The 4,271-nt window shown below is 52.9% G+C and carries 3 protein-coding genes and 1 pseudogene; all 4 read right to left on the bottom strand.

The annotated features are described in order from the left end of the window. Positions 1–130 precede the first annotated feature (130 nt). Positions 131–538, bottom strand: a complete 408-nt coding sequence (locus QZ506_RS20620) for an STY4534 family ICE replication protein (RefSeq protein ID WP_291973576.1) — start codon at positions 536–538, stop codon at positions 131–133. A 597-nt stretch (positions 539–1,135) separates the two neighbouring features. Further along, positions 1,136–3,115, bottom strand: coding sequence for a DNA topoisomerase III (locus QZ506_RS20615; protein WP_291973578.1), 1,980 nt, complete (start codon positions 3,113–3,115; stop codon positions 1,136–1,138). Between the two features lie 57 nt (positions 3,116–3,172). After that, positions 3,173–3,724: a hypothetical protein gene (locus QZ506_RS20610; RefSeq protein WP_291973574.1), complete on the bottom strand. Its 552-nt coding sequence runs from the start codon at positions 3,722–3,724 to the stop codon at positions 3,173–3,175. A 1-nt stretch (position 3,725) separates the two neighbouring features. Continuing rightward, positions 3,726–4,130, bottom strand: a pseudogene (locus QZ506_RS20605) (PFL_4669 family integrating conjugative element protein); the annotation flags it as partial. Between the last annotated feature and the right edge of the window lie 141 nt (positions 4,131–4,271).

The following is a 4,271-nucleotide window of genomic DNA, read 5'->3' as shown; positions in this document are numbered from 1 at the left end:
TTTCCATGCCAGTTTTGGTTGAAAATGCTTGTCATCTCAGGTGTACACTTTTCTCATGATGCCTAACTGCATGATTTTACGTTGCGAGGATCCGTCGTTTCGCTGGGCTGCCAGCATAAAATCTATTTATTCAACAAAGCCTCTTGTAGACCATGTCCTGGCCTATTTTGATCCAGTCCACCTTTATCAGGCGGGCTTTCAGACTGACACGCTGTTCGCCGGCATGCTCGCCCTTGTTCAGCGTAAATATGTCCGTGGACGGATTACTCAGGTTAAAGCCCAGCAGGACTTTCTTGTCTTCATCGACAGCTTTCTGGCAACGGGCGATAAGGCTGGTAGCCTCTTTACCTGCGACAGAAATGTCAAAACGGACGTAGGCCGGATTATCAGTCGGACCACTCAGAGCATTGATTACGCAGCTGAGGAACGAGCCATTCTGATGGTTAACCTGGCGGATGTTGCTGAGATACCCGATGCCTTTGATAGTCAAGTTGAAGTACTCAGATTTTGCAGATGCAGAAGTATTGTTTGCAGACATGATGTTTTCTCCATGGAGGTAAAAAAAGGTACGACGGAGAAACCATCTGCCCTGACGGGAGTGGTTTCCCGTCGGGGGTCAGGATCAGCTGAATCCTGAGAGTCTGATATGTTGAAAGGACCTCAGTCACTGTGCAGTGACATCCGTTTCCAGAGGTTAAACGAATTTACCACCCGAAGGTATCCTCTCTCAGGCTACGAGGATTTTCCGGTCACCCGGAGGCGTTTCTCTCAGACTGCTGAAACTTTGGCTGGCTGTAAAAAAACAGCGGTAAGCACTGTTGATTTTTAAACCAAACAAGCCTTGTGTCAACCGGTATATAAGACAAGCAAATGAAAACGGCGCTGCATAAGCAACGCCGTGGGGGCTGTACCAGACCTTAAAGTATCTCACTACTCCGGGGATCCGTTCCCGACGCGATTTTCACGGAGCGCATGCGTCTTACAGTTCCTGCCAGATGTGCGATGGCAAACTGTCGTGCCGGTTGCCAGATCAATCCCGTTAAAGTTAATCTGGCTGCCTCCGGCAAGGGAGTACATATCGAAGCGTAGTCACATTAGCAGAACCCGACCCGGTGTTGTACAGTGAAATAACTCTTCACGGAGTTGATGATTCGGTTTTTGTACCTGTTGCTGCTTTTTTACGCTTTGTGGTCTTTTTCCCGTTGGTGTTAATAATACCCTTGCAGTCTGGGTAACGCACACAACTCCAGAAATCCCCTTTTTTACCCTTACGTTTACGCGTGGGTCCCTTGCACAGCGGGCAGGGGGGCGTGACGGGAGCAGTAATTTTCACACTGTCCTGGCGGCCTTTTTCGACAAGGTGACGGGTCCACTGCAGCTGCTTTTGCATAAAGACATCAAGCGACATTTTCCCCTGAGAAATATCATCCAGTGCCTGCTCCCATAATGCCGTCATCCCCGGGCTCGTCAGCGTTTCCGGCAGCGCCGCAATCAGCTCCCGGGCCATCTGCGTTGAGTGGATGTGCTTCCCTTTTTTCTCCAGATAGTGGCGTTTGAAGAGGGTTTCCAGCACGCCCGCTCGCGTCGCCTCTGTGCCCAGACCGGCGTTATCACGCAGTACTTTCTTCAGCTTCGGGTCACTGACAAAACTTGCCGCGTTCTTCATGGCAGCAATCAGCGTCCCCTCCGTGAATGGCTTGGGCGGACTGGTTTTCATATCCTTAACCTCAGCACCGGTGACAGCGCAGATATCCCCTTTTGCCAGCGCCGGCAGCGCCATACTGTCACCGTCGGCGTCCTCTTCATCGTCATCTTTTTCAGCCTGGAACAATGACTTCCAGCCCGTCACCACACCGACTTTCCCGCGTGTACGGAACAGCTGGCCACCGATATTGAAAGACGCCTCCGTCACGTCAGATTCCTGCAGCGGAAGGAACTGGGCGAAATAATGCTGGCGAATCAGCTGGTAAACCTTCAGCTCATCGGCGCTGAGGCGCGACAAATCAAATGCCTGTCGGGTGGGAATGATGGCATGGTGCGCGGTGATTTTCTTGTCATTCCAGACACGCGAGACAAACTGTCTGTCCAGCTGATTCAGTACCGGGGCCACAGCGGGATCGGATTTTGCCACTGCCGCCAGAACGTCGGGTATTTCTTTTTGCATCGATGTCGGCAGGAAACCGCAGTCTGTCCGGGGATAGGTAGTCGCTTTGTGGGTTTCGTAAAGTGACTGGGCAATAGCGAGCACATCATTTGCGCCCATGCCGAATTTTCGGGAACAGACCTGCTGAAGAGTGCCCAGGTCAAAACAGAGGGGTGCCGCCGTTTTCTCCCGCTTCTGTGTTACCTCAAGAACCGTGGCCCTGCCCTGCTGCTGACACAGCTGTCCCACCGCCCGGGCGGCCTGGGGATTGATGCAACGCTTTTCCTCGTCACAGTACTGCTCAACAGGCACCCAGCCCGCCCGGAACCGGACGCCCTCTTTTTCAATAAGCGCATGTACCTGCCACCAGGGCTTTGGCACGAAAGACGTGATTTCATTATCCCGGTTTACCACCATGGCAAGCGTCGGGGTCTGTACCCGCCCGACGGACAGCACTTCTGACACCCCTGAGTCACGGGCCTTGAGGGTATAGAAACGGGTCAGGTTCATGCAGATGAGCCAGTCAGCCTGGCTCCGGCCCTTGCCGGCATCATACAGCAGGGCTGTTTTTTCTCCCGGAAGAATACTGCTCAGTGCTTCCTTCACACTGGCCTCATCCAGGGCTGATAACCAGAGCCGGCGTACTGCGCCACTGTAACCGCAGTATTCAAGCAGCTCACGCGCGATAACTTCTCCCTCGCGGTCGGCATCGGTGGCGATGACCACCTCAGATGCCTTTTTAAGGAGCTTACTGATAACGGTGAACTGCGATTTTGTCTGCTCCTTGACGACCATTTTCCAGGCCTCAGGCAGCACTGGCAGAACATCGGCACACCACGGCCGGCCATACTGCTCACCATAGGCTTCAGGGCTGGCCGTTTCGAGCAGATGACCTATCGCCCAGGTCACCACGGTATCATCCCCGCTGATAAAGCCCTGCTCCCGCTTGCTGATGCCGAGCACGCGGGCGATATCCTTTGCCTAGGAGGGTTTTTCACACAGAAAGAGTTGCATATAGTGCCTCCCGCATCAGCGCTTTTCGCCCGCAGCCACAGCGCGGACATCATTCATCAGCTTTTTGACGCCGGAACCGGCCAGACGCTGTGATGACGGGGAGCGATAGACGACATAGAGCCTGCTGCCAGACCCATTTTTCTCGATTTCGATATCCCGGTGATCACGCCCGTTCCAGTCAGACCCCATTTTATAGTAGCTGCCCGGCATGGCATCCCAGACGGGATGCGCATCATCCTCAGCCGCTGCTTTCCAGTCCCCGTCATTAGAGGACTGCCGCAGTGCCTCAAGCTCCTGCGTGGAGATAAATTTGTAATGTCGTTTCAGGCGGGCCGCCGCAGTATCCACATCGACCGGCACGGAGAACGTTTTGTCGACGGACTGCATGGCCTGTTGCCCTGCCGGACTCATCAGCGGCATGCCGCCACTTTCAGCACTGCTGCCACCCAGAGTTCTGGTCAGGTTTGCGGCTGTGTCACTGACCTGTTTATTAATCGCAGCCCAGTCCGTTGTTGCGCACCCACTTAATAAAAAGAAGGCGGCAGGAAGAAACAATAAGCGGCTCATATTATTTTTCCTCTGGCAGGGGTTTTCGTAAAGGAGGAGAAAAAGAAGAACGCTTCTTACCAGAAAAGATTTCAGGATCGGGTGATCCCAGCTTTTCTTTGGCCTGAAGAGAGGCATGCGTTTGGGCTGCAATGTCAGAACGACTGACTTTGACGGTCCGGTACAGTCGCAAAACGCCATATACTTTACGAATGAGGTGGGCACCATGACTCAGTAATTCATCACGCTGGCTGCGGGAAATAAGACCATAATGGGCAGCCTGAAATGCTTTAAGCGCCATCTGATCATAGCCGACGAGTACCCAGACACATCTGTAACCCAGCGGGGAGCGGCTGAACACGCCTATATTAAGAGGTGATGTGGAAACAATATCGGAAAACGATACCGCAGGGGGAACAGACTTCAATTGTATTAGTCGCGACTAGATCTGACACTGGACCTTGAAAGGTTGAGAGTTACCGGTTTTGATATGGGTGTCTAATCCTTAAACAAAACGCGAGGTAACTCTCATGCTTCATACTAACAATCCCATTATCAAACACAAAGC

The sequence above is a fragment of the Candidatus Symbiopectobacterium sp. genome (assembly GCF_020054415.1).
Classification (GTDB): Bacteria; Pseudomonadota; Gammaproteobacteria; order Enterobacterales; family Enterobacteriaceae; genus Symbiopectobacterium.
Note: the sequence above shows the minus strand (reverse complement) of the source record. Positions and strands in the feature narration are given on the sequence as shown.

Excerpts from the sequence above, each read along its gene's own strand:
- QZ506_RS20620 (WP_291973576.1), bottom strand. The coding sequence starts at position 538 with ATGTCTGCAAACAATACTTCTGCATCTGCAAAATCTGAGTACTTCAAC.
- QZ506_RS20610 (WP_291973574.1), bottom strand. The coding sequence starts at position 3,724 with ATGAGCCGCTTATTGTTTCTTCCTGCCGCCTTCTTTTTATTAAGTGGG.